Origin of the sequence: Marinicella gelatinilytica, from assembly GCF_026410405.1 — a bacterium.
GTDB classification, from domain to species: Bacteria; Pseudomonadota; Gammaproteobacteria; order Xanthomonadales; family Marinicellaceae; genus Marinicella; species Marinicella gelatinilytica.
On the sequence record NZ_JAPMLN010000005.1, the window covers coordinates 160,947 to 176,758 of the forward strand.

Sequence of the window (15,812 nt, forward strand, 5' to 3'; positions counted from 1 at the left end):
AATCAATAATTAAAGTATAATTATTTTTTTGATTTATAACTCTTCCAGAACTTGTTTGTTATTCCTAGTATACTCAATATATAGTGGTATATCCGAATGACCAAATTCTTCCTCTAAATAGTCAGTTAATATCCTCAGAACATCACTATTCTCACACTGAGATTTTTCATATCCTTTCAGAATTAAAATTTTGATATATTGTATTTTCTTTGAAGTCGTTGTTGATTCAGCTCTATTTATAACATTACATTTTTCTTGGATAATTTTTTCGACAGCTCTGACTCTATCGTTCAAGCTAACAGCTAAATCAAACTGATCACAACCTGAAAATAAAAAAAACAACACAAATAAATACTTATACATGTTTAATTCCTAAATCTTAATACAGTTTAAACTTATCCCGTATCGCTTGAAATGCTTGGTATGAATTAAGGTTATGCTGATAGGCAGTAGAGCGAACCACGAAGAAACAAAATCCCAAAACCAGCCAAGTTGCCATCAGGACTTTTAGCCATATAATACTAATTGAACCAACAAATAACCAAACAACAAGCGAAGCAATCACTTGCGCCAAAGCAATGGACTGCAAAGCAATGCGCCAGCCTTTTTGTAGGATTTGTTGTTTCTCTTTTTTTGAAAAAGAATCCACTTGCCAAAAGGAACGCTCGACTTCAAAAACGGCAGACAGGGCTTTTAAGGTTTCATTCGATACATTACCAACCGTTTCAGCCCGTTGGATTGTTCTTAGGCTAAGTCCGCTGATATCAGATAAGTGCTGTTGGGTCCAACCTTTACCTTGTCGTTGGTCTTTGAGTTTTTCTGTGGCTATGTTCATTTCAGTATTTTTCATATTTAGCAGATGCTCATTATTATAAACCCTGAATTAAAACATAATCACCTCAAAACCCTGACGCCATTCTTACGACATCAGGCCGCCAAACTAAAAATGGTCCAATCACATTAAGTCGGATCAAGCACTGGGTAATCTGTATAACCTTTGGCACCCGGGGTATAAAAGGTATCCTCATCCCATCGTGCGGTTTCAGCCTTCGCGGCAAAGCGCTCAACCAAATCAGGATTGGAAATAAACAACTTACCAAAAGCCACCAAATCAGCCAAGCCATCGGCAATCACTTGATTGCCGCGTTCTCGATTAAAGCCGGTATTAATCATCAAAGTACCTTTATAGAGTGGTCGGTAATGCTTGGCGATGTTCGGCTCGGCGTATGGCACATCACTGACATCATTAAAAGGCTCTGAAAGATGGAGGTAGGCCAAATCGTAATTATTGAGCGACTTTACGATGTAATCAAAGGTCGGGATACTTTCTTCATCAAGGGTCATACCAAAGATGCCGTGCAATGAGGGGTTAAGTCGCAAACCGATGCGATTTTCAGGAACATGCTGTTTAATTTCATCAATCACTTCAAACAGAATTTTTGCCCTATTTTCAATGGTACCCCCATATTCATCGCTTCTGTGATTCGATGTTTTGCTGAAAAACTGATGTAATAAATAGCCATTGGAGGAATGAATCTCAACACCATCAAATCCCGCTGCCATGGCATTTTTGGCCGCCTGGCCGTAATCAGAAATGGTCTGTTTTATCTCGTCGATGGTCATGGCTTTGGGTGTCACCGTGTCTTTAAAACCTTCAGGTGTGAAAGACTGAGAATTTGGGTTAATGGCAGACGCCGACAGCGGCAACTCACCCTGATGAAAATCCGGATGCGACATGCGACCCACATGCCACAACTGACAGAAGATCTTGCCACCCCTGGCATGCACCGCTTCGGTGACTTTCTGCCAGCCTTGCACCTGTTCATCGGTATGAATCCCCGGGGTATTGATATAACCAACAGCGCGCTCGGAAATCTGGGAACCCTCAGAAATGATTAAACCGGCTGAAGCTCGCTGAGCATAATACTCAACCATCAAATCATTCGGGACTTTACCCGGATTATCGGCCCGACTCCGGGTCAACGGCGCCATAACCACGCGGTTTTTTAGGGTCATATCACCTAATGGGTATTCTGTTAAAAGAGGTTGTTTATTGTCCATTGCTTACTCCAGTCATTTAAGCGCATTGCGCAATAGTTGAGAGATATCATTCGGCTCCACCTTGGTCAAGGACACCGTATTACATTGTTGAAACTGCCTGAACTGTTGAATGGCATCGACAAAAGCCGAAGTCACCAAATCCACATCAAAATTATGTTTTTCAAAATGCAGGCATTTAATCTCTAAATGTTGGGTCTTGCGATGGGATTTACAATCCATGCGGCCAATAAACTCATCGCGGTACAGCAGTGGCAGTGAGAAGTAACCATACTGACGTTTGGCTGCGGGTACATAGCATTCAATTTTATAGTCAAAACCAAACAGGCTTTTTAGTCGATCGCGTTGAATCACACTGTTATCAAAGGGTGACAGAATAACCATGCGGTTGCTAACGTTGGGTAAACGCGCATCAAGCGCTCCGGTTGTTATGTAATAAACTTCACCACTGCTCAATTTGACTTGCTCTAAAAAACCTTGTGTCAAACGTTCATTAACCAGAGTTTTGACCGCTTTATTGAGTTCGATATTACGTCGCAGATAGGTCAGGCCTTTCAGTGAAACAAGGGCATGACAGCGTAATTGTTGCTCCACAATATGTGCCGCAAATTCTGCCATAGTTGGTATCCGGGTATTGACGTCTGATGGCAATACCCGTTCGGTCAAGTCATATATTTTTTGGAAACCTTCTCGGCTACTAACCATTAAATCCCCTTGCATATACAATTGCTCCAAGGCTTTTTTAGCCGGCTTCCAGTCCCACCAGCCTTTGGTTGTGGTGCGCTTTATTTCTAAATCCCGCGAGCGTAACGGACCATCAAGACGTATCCGCTCAAGCAATTCTGCCATGAGCTTTTTATCCGGATTTTTGTACCAGTGGGTTTGGCCACTTTTTATGGCCTGCTTATAGGGTAAGGAAAATCGAAAATCAGTCATCGGCAGAAAAGCCGCGGCGTGTGACCAATATTCAAAAACATCACCACCCAGCAACAGTTGATCCAACATATCCGGCTTAAAGCCCGGCACCCTCGTCTGCAAAACATGATGATGCGCCCGCTCGACAACCGATATGGTGTCAATCTGGACATAACCTAAATGTTCAATGGCACTGCGCACGCCAGACAAGCCCTGACCAAAGGGTTGCCTGTGCAATAAACCCTGACCAGCCAGAGCCAGTCGACGTAACTTCGCCAGTTCTTGCGAGCGTTGAATTTTAATCATAGAGGTATTTGACTATTATGATTGTGATTATCAAGAGCATAATACAATGTAACCATAATTTTATGCCCAAGAAATCGAATCAAAAATTGAATTAGAGTTTATTGTCTTTGTCTGTATCGATTTTACCCATAACCCTTTTAATTTTAAGCAGCGAAGCCCTTAAGGGTGTGCGCGGTAATTTTGGTGACTTCTCAATCATTTCATTCATCATGTGATCAAAATCGGCGTCTTGCATCTGCAACATACCGCCATGAGCCAACATGATTTTAGTTGGTGCAAGCTGTTTAATTCTGCGCAAGGATTGGCGGTATTTGTTGGGGTGAAACACCGGAAAAGGTGCGATAAATCCGCGCTTAAGCTTAATGATTAAATCGGCCACATAAATCCAATTTCCCTGAGGGTGAAACACCGATAAATCTCGATCCGTATGACCGGGAGTTTCCAGTAATGTCCAGTCGGGGAAATGCGGCACCTGGTCGCCTTCTTTGACTTTAACATCAGGTTTTAGTTTTCGACTATAGAGGACGTTCTTCCAAGGCTTTTTAAGTTTCCTTGCCACAAAAACAGTCAAAGCCATATCAATCCAATGCATCAACAGTCCATTAAGTCCACGGTACCACTGTTGGGGTTTATCAGCAGAAACAATCACGCAACCTGTTAATTGACGCAATTTATGCGCAGCACCGGCATGATCTGGGTGCATATGGGTTACCACCAGGGTTTTTAAATCAGATAGGGGGCGTTGTAGCTGTTGTTCTATAAATTCACTGATCATTGGCACATCAGCTCGACAGCAACCATCAAGCAACAATAAGCCTGTTGGGTACTCAACGAGATAAATCGACTGAATATAACCGCTTAAATGGTGGACTTTCATATCAATGCATTATTATGCTAATAGATAGTATGCTAGTTGGACAATCAGACATAGGGTCAATTATCAAAAATACCATCAATTTGACTCATTTACGGACTAGATAGTGGTTTTAGATTTCTAAAGTGTTCTTTGACATATCTTTCTCACAATATTTTTCAATTTCAATCTATTTGTTTTTTATGCTAACCAGTTCTCGAAACTTAAGGCTTAGCCAATTACAATTTCTTTATACTCAGGAAAGTAATTAATGAATGATTAAAAACATAATTTTTATGGCAATGGTTTTATGTTGGCTGTTCCAGCCCACAATTAGTCAGGCCATTTTTGTCAATAATTTTGAAAAATCTGATTTACCGACGATTGCTACGGGCAATGGCCAGCCTTCAAGTCGCCATACACCTAAACCAATAGGAACAACCGATGCCGCACAAGGCTATTATGAGTACTTGCCAGCCGGTTACGAAACTCCGGGTCAAGAATACCCACTGCTTTTATTTATTCATGGCTTAGGTGAAAACGGCAATGGCGACAGCCAACTTAACCGTGTCTTAGCCAATGGTCCGCCCAAATTAATCAACAATAATTCTTGGCATGAGGATTTACCTTTTGTGGTGCTTTCGCCACAACGCTCGTCCAATGGTTGCACTTCAAGCAATCAGATCAGAGACTTTATTAACTATGCCCTGATTAACTATGACATCAACCCAACACGGGTTTATTTAACCGGAATTAGTTGTGGCGCGATTGGCGCATGGAATTATCTCGGTAAAAACACCAATACACAAATTGCTGCGATGGTACCGATTGCCGGTAACGGCAAAAGTGCCTACAACAATGCCGGCTGTGATTTGGGAAAAACACCCATTTGGGCTTTTCATGGTGACAATGATGGCACCGTAGATGTGACAGGGACCACAACGCCCATTAATAAAATACTGGACTGCCAATCTCCATTGGCAGATGTGAGCATGGTCATTTACCCTGGTGTTGGTCATAATTCATGGCGTCGCACCTATGATTTAAGCGCCGGCCATGATATTTATCACTGGTTATTGAATTTCAGAAACGAAGATGCCATAACCGTTCCATAAATCAGTCATCTGATTTATGGAACGTAAAAATTGTAACAATTTTAAGTGCTAAGAAATTTCTACTGTTTAATGCATCCCAAAGCCATTAATCTACTTCGTAATTTTTCAGTGTTGTTCCATCTTTATTAACATAGCTTATAATGGCCGTGTCTTTTTGGGACACTGTGTACCAGTATTTTTGATTATGAAGTTCAATGATTTTTACTTTTTCATCATTAAGTAAAACATCTGTCACACCTTCATAACGCGGGTCAATTTTTCCACAGTAGGCATTATTATTTCCTGAGCCTAGTCGGGCATAGGCACTGCTGCAGCCTGAACCGGGTTTAAGGTCCCAGCCATCTGCTGTTATTTCGTAAGGCTTCATGCTGACATACTTAAGCCCTTCCCCATCTATAATCTTAGCCGTTAAAGCGACACCATAATTATCGACCTCGATTCGATCGATGACTTTCACTCCGGTGACATCATTACCAATCTCGGCCATTTCAGCGAGGTAAAATTCTTCAAAATTTGGTTTACCACAATTACTCAGTAGTAAAGCGATTAACGTGATAAAAACAAATTTAAAAGTAACACGAGATTGTTGTTTAATTTGACTCAATTTTTGCATTAATTATCCTCAATTATGTTTAATTTCGATTAGTCTAACATATTTCTTAATTGACCTATATTCAGAGCATTCCGAATGCTTCATGTCTTGCTTAAAGTGCCAAATGGCTCACATTTTACACCCGATTAACAGTACACAAACCAACATGACAACAGTAGGATGGGCTCCGCCCATCACAATTCTGCCTGAAAACAGATGCCATGCTAAGCTGTATAAATGCTAAAATTTAGGACATAGCTGTTGATGGGCAGAGCCCTTCCTACAGTACTTATTTGATTAAATTTCTTTGCATAATTAACCTTACCCTTTTAACTTATTAATCCTATAATCAGCATTGCATAAAATTGTATTCAGTTTTCTTACACCCAAGGTAAATTTAAATTTATGAATCAAAATGACAAATCAAAAGATGAGCTAGTGATTGGCAGTCACCGCATTATGCCGGGAGAAACCAAGAAAATTGAACTACCAACGGTACGATTATACACCGACACCAATATGTCGATTCCGATTTATGTGAAACGCGGTAAAAAACCCGGACCAACCATCTTTGTCAGTGGCGCCATTCATGGTGATGAACTCAATGGCATAGAAATCATCAGTCGTTTAATTAATAGTCGATCAATTAATTCCTTGCGTGGGACCTTAATTGCGGTTCCGATAGTCAATGGTTTTGGGGTGCTGAATCAAAGTCGTTATTTACCCGATCGGCGCGATTTAAACCGCTGTTTTCCGGGTTCTGCCAAAGGCTCTCTGGCCGGGCGGATTGCTTATTTATTTATGCAAGAAGTGGTCACCAAATGTGATTTTGGTATTGACTTACATACCGGCGCCATTCATCGCAGTAACCTGCCGCAAATCAGAGCCAATTTGGATGATCCGGTCACCTTAGAAATGGCCAAAGCCTTTGCGGTTCCGGTATTGATTAATTCCAACTTAAGAGACGGTTCCTTACGGCAATGTGCCGATGAACACGGCATTCCCATGTTACTTTATGAAGCGGGCCAAGCCCTGCGGTTTGACGAGTTATCCATTAAGGTTGGCGTCAAAGGCATTATTAATGTCTTACGCCATTTAGAGATGCTACCCAAACTGAAATCAAAAAAACCACCCTTTGAGCCTTTTGTCGCCAGAAACAGCGGCTGGGTACGGGCTTCTGACAGCGGCTTTGTCATTCATAAAAAGGAACTGGGCGATCGCGTGTCTGAGCATGATGTATTGGCGGAAATCAAAAAACCCCTGGGCGATGTCTCCTCAAAAGTTTTGAGCAATGCCGACGGTATTATCATCGGCAAACAAAACATCCCACTGGTGCAAGAAGGCGAAGCCGTGTATCACATCGCCTACTTTAATAAACCCAAAAAAGTCGAAGCCAGCATTGAAAATATGCAAGTTAGTTATGAGTAAGGAATGAACTGAAATTAAGACCGATTAAATCCTTTCGTTCTTACTAAATAGCTTTTTAATGGGTTTCTGCAATAAAATAATAACTACAATAAGCGGTATGATTGCCTGAATATAGATGGGCCAAATATTGAAGGATCCGATTATTCCCCCTTCACTCTGATTTAGAGTGGGGGCTTCACCGAGCATAGACATTATACCGTATAGACGACTGAGAAAATCAGCAGAGAATACAGCAATGGCAAACTTCCAGGACCAAGGTCGAATTCGAAATAGACCATAGGCCGATACAATCTTCAGAACAAGCAACAAAGCAAACCAGATGTACCACACTAAATTCAACACAAAAATTTTAGACATGGAATCACTTTGAGGCGTGTAACTCGATTCCAACCAAATAACCTTCAATAGACCCGCAAGAGAATACAGCGCGATTGCCGCGGTTACGATGGCTATAATTCGGACAACTAAAACAGACTTGTTATTTTGCATGGCAGTATGATATCGATAAGAATCAAGATATTATCATGATTAAACTATCTATTATTTTGAAATATACCTAAAAATCACTGACATAATAAAACTTGGGTCGGTTAAACAAACTACCCAAACAATCAAACTTTTAAATATTTCCTTAATTCAGATTAAACGTATTTACCCGTGGTGCATTTGGAAGAACCCAAAACAAATGTTGTCATATCGACCGAGCGAAGCGAGTGGAGATATCTCCCAAAGTTTAAAATTCTGACTAAATTGAGAAGATTCCTCAATCTCCGATCCGGTCTCGATTCTAACACCGCCATCCTTGGCGGCGTCCATGCGCTTCGCTTAGTCGCCTACAGGACGTAGGTGTGCCAAGTTAACAGGATGTGGTATTGGCCGGAATGACGAGTCGTCTTTTTGGTTATTAAATCATGTTTATTTACCATTTATCGCTCTAAATGCACCACGGGTGTATTTATATTGGGTAGTTGACTTTAGTCAACCAAACCATTAAACATGGCTTATGAGAAAGAAACTGTTTCATTTTAGCCAAATCAATACATATTGATTTGTAACCTTTAGGAGCCAAGCAACCATGAAATCCCTTATCTGTGTATTGCCCATATTCTTATTTGGATGCAGCCAAGAGCTGCATAAGCAAGATTCCAACCTGCCTGTTAATGTGACTGAGCAAGTCGGTGCCAATGCCATGACAGTCGAATCATTAACAGACCACATCAAAACCCTGGCTTCTGATAAATTTGAAGGCCGTGGACCCGGCACCCGGGGTGAGGAATTAACCGTTGATCATTTAATTAAAGAATTTAAATCCGCGGGTCTTAAACCCGGCAATGGCGACAGTTATACACAAGCCGTGCCGTTGACTTCGGTTGAAGCCATGAATAAACCAAGCCTAACCATTCATGACGATTCAGGTCAGGATTTGACTTTACACTACACCAAAGAACAAGTGATATGGACTCGGCAGCAAACTGAATCTGTGGCCATTGATGACAGCGAATTGGTGTTTGTTGGTTATGGCATCAATGCCCCGGAACAAAACTGGAATGATTATGCGGGTATGGATGTAAGCGGTAAAACAGTGGTGATGCTGGTCAATGATCCGGGCTATGCCACCCAGGACGATGATTTATTTAATGGCAACAGCATGACCTATTACGGTCGTTGGGATTACAAATACGACGAAGCTGCGCGTCAGGGTGCGGCTGCAGCCATTATTATTCATGACACCAAACCGGCGGCCTATCCCTGGTCAACGGTGGCGTCCAGTTGGACCGGACCACAGTTTGATATGGTTAGACAAGACAAAGGCGTGAAATTGGCTCTGGTTGAAGGCTGGGTGACCAAAGACACCGCGAGATACTGTCTTAAAAGTAAACCATTATTTCATGTTTTTAAATGGGGCTTTGCCCCAAACCCCACTGCTCGCCGCAGAGGCTTGGGCAAGTGTCTTATTGGGCTCTGTAATTAACATCGAACTCTTTACCAGATTTAAGTACACCATAACAGACAACCAGTAGTTTCCGCATAACAGCACAAATCGCTACCTTTTTAGGTTTACCTTTGGCCAACAATTTCTCATAATGTTTCAGCATAACTGGATTGTGTTTAATGGCCACTAATGCCGGCATGTAAAGTGATCTTCGTAATCTTCTGTGCCCCATTTTAGATAAACATGATTTTTTTAAACTGGTTCCTGATTCCATTTTTCTTGGGTTTAATCCGGCAAAGCTTGTCACTTGCTTAGAACTGTTAAAAAGCGAAACATCACCCACATAAGCTAATATAGCCCATGAAGTTATTTCACCAACACCATGAATGCTGGTTAGTAATTTAGACTGTTTATCAAGTAGCTTATCTTGCTTCTGGCAAAGCCGGATTTGCCGCTCAACTTGTTCAATTTGTTTGCTGATATTATTCAGCATGGTCTTGAGCATTCGGCGTATTGATTTGTCTGAACAGGCTTCTATTCGATTCTTTTCTTGAGTCTGCATCTTCTTAAGCTGGTCAAGCCGAGTGAACAAATACTGTAACTTTTCAAAGTATTTGCTTTTAGGTTTGTAACGATTTAATTCGAATTTAGATTCATTCCACAGATATCGGCAATACCTTGCGATCATTTGTGAATCAATCAAATCGGTCTTGTTACGCTGCATCTCCAGTTTACTAAAGTTATGGGTTTTAATTGGGTTAACAACAGCCAGCTGATAGCCTGAATGATGTAGCTTTTTTGCTAATAAATCACTATAAATACCGGTAGCTTCCATACAAAAAATAATCTCATGGTCAGAACCTTTGAGCCAGGAATAAAATGATTTAATGCCTGCGATGGTGTTGTTAAATGTATTCGTTTTAATGACGCCGTCATGAACAATGGCTGCATCAAATTTAAGTTTAGAAATATCAATTCCACAATAAAACATACGATCACCTCTGTTTTGTTATAATTAACAGTGATTGGATGATTTAACTTCGATACATTCTTGTAGCTATGCGTGCTAAGGCTTGTCGGCGATGCACCAGATACTGTTCGTACTTGAGGAAGTTAAAGTAAGGGGTAGGCATTAATCTCGCGCACAATCTTTTACGATTGGAGGACGTTGCAATGTCACTACCCCTTTATCCAATCGCCATTGGATAGTCTATCACTTGATAAATAACAGACGATTTCTAAGATACAAGGACGTCGCGGTTAAGTTAAATATACGGATTCCCTATTCCCAAATCGGCCAGTAATTCAATTTCCAGGGCTTCCATGGTTTCGGCTTGGGTGTCTTCTATGTGGTCGTAGCCTAAGAGATGGAGAAAGCCGTGAATGGTGAGGTGGATCCAGTGATCATTTATGTTTTTGTTTTGAGCTTGGGCTTCTTGTTCGACGATTTGGGCGCAGATGGCGAGGTCGCCGAGGTGAGTCGATTCGACGAATTCAGGAATGTCTGAGGGGAAAGAGAGAACGTTGGTGGGTTTGTCTTTTTGGCGGTAGGTTTTGTTGAGATTTTGGCTTTCGGCCTCATCAACAATCTTTATGCAAACCTCGCCGGTTATATTCAGCCTGGTGGCCACCTGATTGAGCCAGTTTTGGAACTGGGCTGAATCAGGCGCCGGTAGATTGTCATCGTTGATTAAGTCGAGTGTTATCATTCACCTTTCTTAGATTCAACTGCAGGTTTCTGATTATCGTAGGCGTCGACAATTTTTTGTACCAGGGAGTGACGTACCACGTCTTTGGATTTAAACCAGGAGAAACTGATGCCTTTAATATCCTGCAAGATGTTCATGGCGTGCTTGAGACCGGATTGTTGGCCGGGTTTCAGATCAATTTGGGTGATGTCGCCGGTAACCACCACGGTGGTGTTAAAGCCGGTACGGGTGAGAAACATTTTCATCTGTTCGGTGGTGGTGTTTTGGGCTTCGTCGAGAATCACAAAGGCATCATTCAAGGTTCGACCACGCATAAAGGCCAAGGGCGCGACTTCGATCTCGTTCTTTTCCAGCATCTTTTCGACTTTGTTGTGACCCAGCATGTCGTATAAAGCATCATAAAGTGGTCGCAAATAGGGGTCAACTTTTTCACTTAAGTCACCGGGCAAGAAACCTAAGCGCTCACCGGCTTCCACAGCCGGTCTGACCAGCACCAAACGCCGCACTTGGTCAGTGACAAAGGCTTCCACAGCACAAGCCACTGCCAGATAGGTTTTGCCGGTACCGGCTGGACCGATACCAAAATTTATGTCATGGGTGACGATGTTATGCAGATAGGCTTTTTGGTTATCAGAACGCCCGGTGATGACACCGGCTTTGGTGCGAATGGCGACATCTTGTGGCTGGTAATCTGGTTTGGTGGCGTTACCTGCTAATATGACGTGAACAATTTCCGGATTAAGCGCTTCTTTTTTGGCTTCTTGCGCCAATAAATTTAACATGTGAACCGCTTGGTTGACTTGCGCTTCATTGCCGCTGATTTGGAAATTTTGACCACGGGCTTTGATATCGGTTCCGGTATGTCGCGCCAGCATTTTTAAATGACTGTCATGTAAGCCATACAAATTAATTAAGCTGCCATTATTGATATCAGGGAAATTGAGTTTACGAACAGTGTTGTTATCAATTATTTCGTTGTCCTTATTGTGTTGTTCTTTTGGTTCAGTCATTAATGTTTACACGGCCTCGTAATGAATTGCGTAATGCTTCAGTGATGGTGACATCCACCAGTTGTCCAATCAATCGTTTCGGACCGGCGAAGTTGACCACTCGGTTATTTTCAGTTTTTCCGGATAATTCCTCATCAGACCATTTCGAAGTACCTTCTACCAAAACCTTTTCGGTGTTACCAACCATATCTTGGGCAATCTTCGCTGCCATGTCGTTAATGGTGGCCTGTAAACGCTGCAAACGCTCTTTTTTCTCAGCCATGGGCGTGGTATCGGGTAATGACGCTGCAGGTGTCCCGGGTCGCGCAGAATATATAAAACTAAAGGATTGATCGAAACCAATGTCAGTAATCAATTTCATGGTATCTTCAAAATCCTTTGCTGTTTCACCCGGGAAACCCACAATAAAATCTGAAGACAATGAAATATCCGGCCGCACTTCCCGCAATTTTCGAATTTTTTGTTTATATTCTAAGGCAGTATGATTACGTTTCATCATCGACAGTACGCGATCAGAACCACTTTGTACCGGTAAATGCAGGTAATTCACCAATTCAGGCACATCTCGAAAAGCCTCGATTAAACCATCAGAAAATTCTGTGGGGTGTGAAGTGGTAAAGCGAATACGTTCAATGCCGTCAATCGCAGCCACGTAATGAATTAATAATGCCAAATCAACAATATCACCAGTATGCGATAAGCCACGATAAGCGTTAACGTTTTGACCTAAGAGGTTGACTTCTTTAACGCCCTGCTCAGCCAGCTTCATGATTTCTTCTAACACGCTGTCAAGTGGCCGTGAAATTTCTTCACCACGGGTATACGGTACCACACAGAAACTACAGTATTTACTGCAACCTTCCATAATAGAGACAAAAGCCGTGGGGCCTTCTTTACGCGGTTCAGGTAAATTATCAAACTTTTCGATTTCGGGAAAGCTGATATCCACCTGAGGCTTATTTTCAGATTGGCGTTTATCCAACATGGTCGATAAACGATGAATGGTTTGTGGTCCGAACACCAAATCCACAAAAGGTGCTCTTTTAATAATATCTTCACCTTCTTGAGAAGCCACACATCCGGCAACACCGATGACTAATTCAGGTTTTTTCTCTTTCAGCTTACGCCAACGACCTAATTGTGAAAATACTTTTTCCTGGGCTTTTTCACGAATTGAGCAGGTGTTAATTAAAATCACATCTGCTTCTTCTTCAATATCGGTCACGGTCATACCGCGGCTACTGATCAGAACATCTCGCATTTTGTCAGAGTCATATTCATTCATCTGACAACCGTGCGTTTTAATAAATACTTTTCCACTCATAATTAATTTGTTTCCAGTCGATTGACTAATTGTACTATGATTTGGGCTGTTAGCCCCCAAATCACGTCGTCTTTGTATTCAAAAACAGCATATTCACTGACTTGGCCACCGGTTTTAACCCGATGGGTGACACGATTGTTTTTGTTTTGAAAAAAACTAAAAGGCACCCCAAAGGTGCGTTCCACTTCGTCCACACACAAGTCTAAATTTTCAGGCTCTTTTATTTCACCCACAAAAGGCGTGACATAAAAACCACTGATTGATTCAATACTGTCCAAAAAACCCCATAAATCGATGCGGTCTTTAGAAACGCCTATTTCTTCCTTGGTTTCTCGTAATGCGGTATGGCGTATATTTTTATCCTGATTTTCATAGGCACCGCCGGGAAAGCTAACTTGACCTGAATGGTGTTTTAACTGACTATGACGTTGTGTGAGTAACACCCACGGTTCCTGTTGGTGCCAGTAAAAAGGAAACAACACTGCAGCGGCGCGCTCACTGGTCAGCGCCGATCCCAACCAAACATCATCAGCAATCAAATTTTGATTCAGATTTTGTTGTACCTGTTGTTTAAATTGAGCATTCAAGACAATAAAAAAACCAAAAAAGGCAAGTTAGTGAACTTGCCTTCCATGTTAACACGTTGTGACTTAAGTCTTATTTAATATCAACCAAATGAACATCGAATACCAAGACTTCATTAGGCCCGATAGGACCTTGACCTTGTTGACCATAGGCCATCTCAGGTGGTAAAAAAACTTGCCATTTATCACCTTTTTGCATCATGGGAATCACTTCACGCCAGCCTTTCATACCGACTTTAGTCATGTCCATTTCCAAAGGTTCACCACGTTTATAAGTACTGTCAAATTCTTGATAGTTATCAAAACTGTCACTGCCAATTAATTTACCGGAATAATGCACCACCACAGTATCGTCTAAAGAAGCATTTTTGCCTGTGCCTTCTTCAATCACTCGGTATTGAATGCCGGAAGCCAATTCTTTAATGCCGGTTTTTTTGCGGTTCTGGGCTAAAAAGTCATCACTGCGTTTTTTGTTTTCATTGGCAATTTCCTGGTATTGTTCAGCCTGAAATAACTGTAATTTGCGTTGATATTTGGCAAATTCCTGAGCCATTTTTTCACGGTCAAAACCGGGATCCTTTTCAGCAGCTGCATCTTTTAAACCGGCCACGGCTTGATCGACATTGAGTTCGAAATCACTGGCTTTACGGCCTGCCATTTGTAAACCCATGCGATAACCAACGGCATAAGATGCCATGTCTTTATCAAACGTAATGTCTGAACTTTTCGGCAATTCTTGTTGAGCAGCTTCATTTTGTGCAAAAACAGCCCATGTAAACATTAATAACGTCAGTGTGAGTAATTTTTTCATTCCATACCTCATTTTGATTAAGCGGCGTATTTTACGCCACGAATAGTTGTAACACAAGACAGGCTGTCTAATAATAAGTTCCTGTTCATTCATTATTTAAGTTCAAATATTTTTGACTATGACACCTTAAACCCACTCTAATTCTGTTTTCAGGTTGGGTTTTTACCAATCCGACTTTAAGCTTGTTATAATTTGTTGTTTTATTATCTCGTGAGGTTTTATGGCTAACGTACTGACAGAATTGAACAACCGTATTTTTACCATCACCATTAATCGACCCGATAAACTTAACGCCCTTAATCAAGAGACTTTAACGCAGCTTAATAAAGTGGTTGAGGACGCCGCAGGCAATGATGATGTTCGGGTTATTATTATCACCGGCAGTGGTGAGAAAGCTTTTGTGGCCGGTGCTGATATCAACGAATTAGCAAAAACCAATGCCGTCAGCGGTATGCAGTTTGCCCAATACGGTCAACAGGTTTTTAATACCATCGAAAACTGCGGTAAACCGGTGATTGCGGCTGTGAATGGTTTCGCTTTAGGCGGCGGCTGTGAATTGGCCATGGCTTGTCACTTACGCATTGCCAGTGATAATGCCCGCTTTGGTCAGCCGGAAATTAAACTGGGTGTCATACCCGGTTTTGGCGGCACCCAACGTTTAACCCGTTTGGTTGGTAAAGGCAAAGCCATGGAAATGAATCTGCTCGGCGATATGGTTTCAGCCGATCAAGCCGAGCAAATGGGTTTAGCTAATTTAGTGGTACCCCAAGGTGAATTGATGAAGACAGTGCTGAAAGTGGCTGATCAATTGGCTCAATCGGCTCCGATCGCTTTAAGCATGATTATTGACAGCATAAACCGAGGACTTGAGTGCGGCATGTCCGAAGCCTTGGATTACGAGGTAAAAGCCTTTGGCGTATGCTGTTCATCCGAAGACAAGAACGAAGGCACGGCGGCATTCTTAGAAAAACGTCCAGCTAAATTTACCGGCCAATAGATATTTTTTAGCTTCAAAAAAGCCCGAAATTGTTCGGGCTCAGACTGCTGACAAAGTCCCCACTTTTGCGTGGGGATTTTTTATAATAGCAATATGCTAAAAAATCATCCCCCCATCCAAACAAGCTATGAGTTTGTCAGCCTTGAGGATTTAGTGCCTCAAGACCACTTAGTCAGA

Annotated in this window: 17 protein-coding genes; 4 read left to right on the forward strand and 13 right to left on the reverse strand. The window is 41.9% G+C overall.

From position 1 onward, the window contains the following. Positions 1-33 precede the first annotated feature (33 nt). The 5 genes from OS173_RS05020 to OS173_RS05040 all read right to left on the reverse strand — a co-directional run bounded on the left by OS173_RS05020 (position 34) and on the right by OS173_RS05040 (position 4,156). Positions 34-363, reverse strand: a complete 330-nt coding sequence (locus tag OS173_RS05020) for a hypothetical protein (RefSeq protein ID WP_267183178.1) — start codon at positions 361-363, stop codon at positions 34-36. A gap of 16 nt (positions 364-379) precedes the next feature. After that, the gene (locus OS173_RS05025) at positions 380-850 is read right to left on the reverse strand and encodes a helix-turn-helix domain-containing protein (RefSeq protein ID WP_267183179.1); all 471 of its coding nucleotides are present in this window, start codon (positions 848-850) and stop codon (positions 380-382) included. A 110-nt stretch (positions 851-960) separates the two neighbouring features. Beyond that, a complete protein-coding gene (locus OS173_RS05030; RefSeq protein WP_267183180.1) occupies positions 961-2,061 on the reverse strand; it encodes an alkene reductase in 1,101 nt (366 codons plus the stop codon). A 12-nt stretch (positions 2,062-2,073) separates the two neighbouring features. After that, a complete protein-coding gene (locus tag OS173_RS05035; RefSeq protein WP_267183181.1) occupies positions 2,074-3,279 on the reverse strand; it encodes a winged helix-turn-helix domain-containing protein in 1,206 nt (401 codons plus the stop codon). Between the two features lie 91 nt (positions 3,280-3,370). Then, positions 3,371-4,156, reverse strand: coding sequence for an MBL fold metallo-hydrolase (locus tag OS173_RS05040; RefSeq protein ID WP_267183182.1), 786 nt, complete (start codon positions 4,154-4,156; stop codon positions 3,371-3,373). Positions 4,157-4,407: 251 nt separating this feature from the next. Here OS173_RS05040 and OS173_RS05045 point away from each other — a divergent pair, with 251 nt between their 5' ends. Beyond that, positions 4,408-5,247: a carboxylesterase family protein gene (locus OS173_RS05045; RefSeq protein WP_267183183.1), complete on the forward strand. Its 840-nt coding sequence runs from the start codon at positions 4,408-4,410 to the stop codon at positions 5,245-5,247. A gap of 85 nt (positions 5,248-5,332) precedes the next feature. Here OS173_RS05045 and OS173_RS05050 read toward each other — a convergent pair whose 3' ends face one another. Next, the gene (locus OS173_RS05050; protein ID WP_267183184.1) at positions 5,333-5,860 is read right to left on the reverse strand and encodes a hypothetical protein; all 528 of its coding nucleotides are present in this window, start codon (positions 5,858-5,860) and stop codon (positions 5,333-5,335) included. A gap of 384 nt (positions 5,861-6,244) precedes the next feature. Between OS173_RS05050 and OS173_RS05055 the strand changes: the two genes are divergently transcribed. Further along, positions 6,245-7,267 carry a succinylglutamate desuccinylase/aspartoacylase family protein gene (locus tag OS173_RS05055; protein WP_267183185.1) on the forward strand — a complete coding sequence of 341 codons (1,023 nt, stop codon included), beginning with the start codon at positions 6,245-6,247 and terminating at the stop codon, positions 7,265-7,267. Between the two features lie 24 nt (positions 7,268-7,291). Here OS173_RS05055 and OS173_RS05060 read toward each other — a convergent pair whose 3' ends face one another. Continuing rightward, positions 7,292-7,756 (reverse strand): hypothetical protein, encoded by a 465-nt coding sequence (locus OS173_RS05060; protein ID WP_267183186.1) that lies wholly within the window; start codon positions 7,754-7,756, stop codon positions 7,292-7,294. A gap of 586 nt (positions 7,757-8,342) precedes the next feature. Between OS173_RS05060 and OS173_RS05065 the strand changes: the two genes are divergently transcribed. Beyond that, positions 8,343-9,239 carry a protease-associated domain-containing protein gene (locus tag OS173_RS05065; protein WP_267183187.1) on the forward strand — a complete coding sequence of 299 codons (897 nt, stop codon included), beginning with the start codon at positions 8,343-8,345 and terminating at the stop codon, positions 9,237-9,239. Here the strand turns inward: OS173_RS05065 and OS173_RS05070 are convergent. From OS173_RS05070 to OS173_RS05095, 6 genes are all read right to left on the reverse strand, one after another. Further along, positions 9,220-10,191 (reverse strand): IS110 family RNA-guided transposase, encoded by a 972-nt coding sequence (locus tag OS173_RS05070; protein WP_267183188.1) that lies wholly within the window; start codon positions 10,189-10,191, stop codon positions 9,220-9,222. The genes OS173_RS05065 and OS173_RS05070 overlap by 20 nt on opposite strands. A gap of 274 nt (positions 10,192-10,465) precedes the next feature. Further along, positions 10,466-10,909 (reverse strand): rRNA maturation RNase YbeY, encoded by a 444-nt coding sequence (gene ybeY / locus OS173_RS05075; protein WP_267183189.1) that lies wholly within the window; start codon positions 10,907-10,909, stop codon positions 10,466-10,468. Further along, positions 10,906-11,919 (reverse strand): PhoH family protein, encoded by a 1,014-nt coding sequence (locus tag OS173_RS05080; RefSeq protein WP_267183190.1) that lies wholly within the window; start codon positions 11,917-11,919, stop codon positions 10,906-10,908. Before OS173_RS05080 ends, ybeY begins: the two co-directional genes overlap by 4 nt. After that, positions 11,912-13,243, reverse strand: a complete 1,332-nt coding sequence (miaB, locus tag OS173_RS05085) for a tRNA (N6-isopentenyl adenosine(37)-C2)-methylthiotransferase MiaB (protein ID WP_267183191.1) — start codon at positions 13,241-13,243, stop codon at positions 11,912-11,914. The genes OS173_RS05080 and miaB overlap by 8 nt, the downstream gene beginning before the upstream one ends. A 2-nt stretch (positions 13,244-13,245) precedes the next feature. Then, positions 13,246-13,830, reverse strand: coding sequence for an NUDIX hydrolase (locus tag OS173_RS05090; RefSeq protein ID WP_267183192.1), 585 nt, complete (start codon positions 13,828-13,830; stop codon positions 13,246-13,248). A 70-nt stretch (positions 13,831-13,900) separates the two neighbouring features. After that, on the reverse strand, positions 13,901-14,638 hold the full coding sequence (locus tag OS173_RS05095; RefSeq protein ID WP_267183193.1) for an FKBP-type peptidyl-prolyl cis-trans isomerase: 738 nt from the start codon (positions 14,636-14,638) through the stop codon (positions 13,901-13,903). Positions 14,639-14,858: 220 nt separating this feature from the next. Here OS173_RS05095 and OS173_RS05100 point away from each other — a divergent pair, with 220 nt between their 5' ends. After that, entirely contained in the window at positions 14,859-15,635 is a 777-nt protein-coding gene (locus OS173_RS05100) for an enoyl-CoA hydratase/isomerase family protein (protein WP_267183194.1), read from the forward strand. Positions 15,636-15,812: the final 177 nt, after the last annotated feature.

Bases quoted from the DNA above. Each gene is read 5' to 3' on its own strand.
- OS173_RS05020 (WP_267183178.1), bottom strand. From the start codon at position 363: ATGTATAAGTATTTATTTGTGTTGTTTTTTTTATTTTCAGGTTGTGAT.
- OS173_RS05025 (WP_267183179.1), bottom strand. From the start codon at position 850: ATGAAAAATACTGAAATGAACATAGCCACAGAAAAACTCAAAGACCAA.
- OS173_RS05030 (WP_267183180.1), bottom strand. From the start codon at position 2,061: ATGGACAATAAACAACCTCTTTTAACAGAATACCCATTAGGTGATATG.
- OS173_RS05035 (WP_267183181.1), bottom strand. From the start codon at position 3,279: ATGATTAAAATTCAACGCTCGCAAGAACTGGCGAAGTTACGTCGACTG.
- OS173_RS05040 (WP_267183182.1), bottom strand. From the start codon at position 4,156: ATGAAAGTCCACCATTTAAGCGGTTATATTCAGTCGATTTATCTCGTT.
- OS173_RS05045 (WP_267183183.1), top strand. From the start codon at position 4,408: ATGATTAAAAACATAATTTTTATGGCAATGGTTTTATGTTGGCTGTTC.
- OS173_RS05050 (WP_267183184.1), bottom strand. From the start codon at position 5,860: ATGCAAAAATTGAGTCAAATTAAACAACAATCTCGTGTTACTTTTAAA.
- OS173_RS05055 (WP_267183185.1), top strand. From the start codon at position 6,245: ATGAATCAAAATGACAAATCAAAAGATGAGCTAGTGATTGGCAGTCAC.
- OS173_RS05060 (WP_267183186.1), bottom strand. From the start codon at position 7,756: ATGCAAAATAACAAGTCTGTTTTAGTTGTCCGAATTATAGCCATCGTA.
- OS173_RS05065 (WP_267183187.1), top strand. From the start codon at position 8,343: ATGAAATCCCTTATCTGTGTATTGCCCATATTCTTATTTGGATGCAGC.
- OS173_RS05070 (WP_267183188.1), bottom strand. From the start codon at position 10,191: ATGTTTTATTGTGGAATTGATATTTCTAAACTTAAATTTGATGCAGCC.
- ybeY (WP_267183189.1), bottom strand. From the start codon at position 10,909: ATGATAACACTCGACTTAATCAACGATGACAATCTACCGGCGCCTGAT.
- OS173_RS05080 (WP_267183190.1), bottom strand. From the start codon at position 11,919: ATGACTGAACCAAAAGAACAACACAATAAGGACAACGAAATAATTGAT.
- miaB (WP_267183191.1), bottom strand. From the start codon at position 13,243: ATGAGTGGAAAAGTATTTATTAAAACGCACGGTTGTCAGATGAATGAA.
- OS173_RS05095 (WP_267183193.1), bottom strand. From the start codon at position 14,638: ATGAAAAAATTACTCACACTGACGTTATTAATGTTTACATGGGCTGTT.
- OS173_RS05100 (WP_267183194.1), top strand. From the start codon at position 14,859: ATGGCTAACGTACTGACAGAATTGAACAACCGTATTTTTACCATCACC.